Origin of the sequence: Klebsiella sp. 2019SCSN059 (genome assembly GCF_021739525.1) — a bacterium.
GTDB classification, from domain to species: domain Bacteria; phylum Pseudomonadota; class Gammaproteobacteria; order Enterobacterales; family Enterobacteriaceae; genus Klebsiella; species Klebsiella quasipneumoniae.
This window is the reverse complement of record NZ_JAKKOM010000130.1, coordinates 1-725: the sequence shown is the minus strand read 5'-3', so window position 1 is coordinate 725 and position 725 is coordinate 1. Positions and strand designations below refer to the sequence as shown.

Genomic DNA, 725 nt, shown 5'->3' with positions numbered 1-725 from the left:
TGCGCGGCTTCCACCTGCGGCACCGGTTCAAAGGCTGCCGGGTTATGGCGGTTTTCGAGGAACTTCAGGCCGGGCTGCGGGAACAGGGCCACGGTGAGCACGTCGTCGATGGCGTTCTCCGCCAGCTGAATATTCTTCTCCTGCGCCTGGCGCTTCACATCGGCTTCCAGCTGCGCCAGCTCCGGCTTCAGCAGGTCCGCCGGGCGGCAGGTGATGGCTTCAGCGCCGTCCAGTACGCGGGCCTGCAGGGCGGCGTTCACCGGCGCCGGCGTGTGGCCGTATTCACCTTTCAGAATCCCGGCGGTCTCCTTCGCGATGGTTTTGTAGCGCTCGCCGGTCAGGACGTTGAGCACCGCCTGGGTGCCGACAATCTGCGAGGTCGGGGTGACCAGCGGGATGAAGCCGAGGTCCTCGCGCACGCGGGGGATTTCCGCCAGTACCTGGTCGAGTTTGTCCGCGGCGTTCTGCTGCTTCAGCTGGCTTTCGAGGTTGGTGAGCATCCCGCCCGGCACCTGGGCGACGAGGATACGGCTGTCGGTGCCTTTCAGCTGGCCCTCGAAGGCGTGGTACTTCTTACGCACCTCGCGGAAGTACGCCGCGATGCTCTCCAGCTTGTGGATATCCAGCCCGGTGTCATATTTCGTGCCGGCGAGGGTGGCCACCAGCGCTTCGGTGGCCGGGTGGCCGTAGGTGGCGCTCATCGAGGAGATGGCGGTATCGACGCC

Annotated in this window: 1 pseudogene; it reads right to left on the bottom strand. The window is 65.8% G+C overall.

Annotated elements, in window-relative coordinates:
* Positions 1 to 725 (bottom strand): annotated as a pseudogene (locus tag L2I46_RS29245) (sodium-extruding oxaloacetate decarboxylase subunit alpha); the annotation flags it as partial.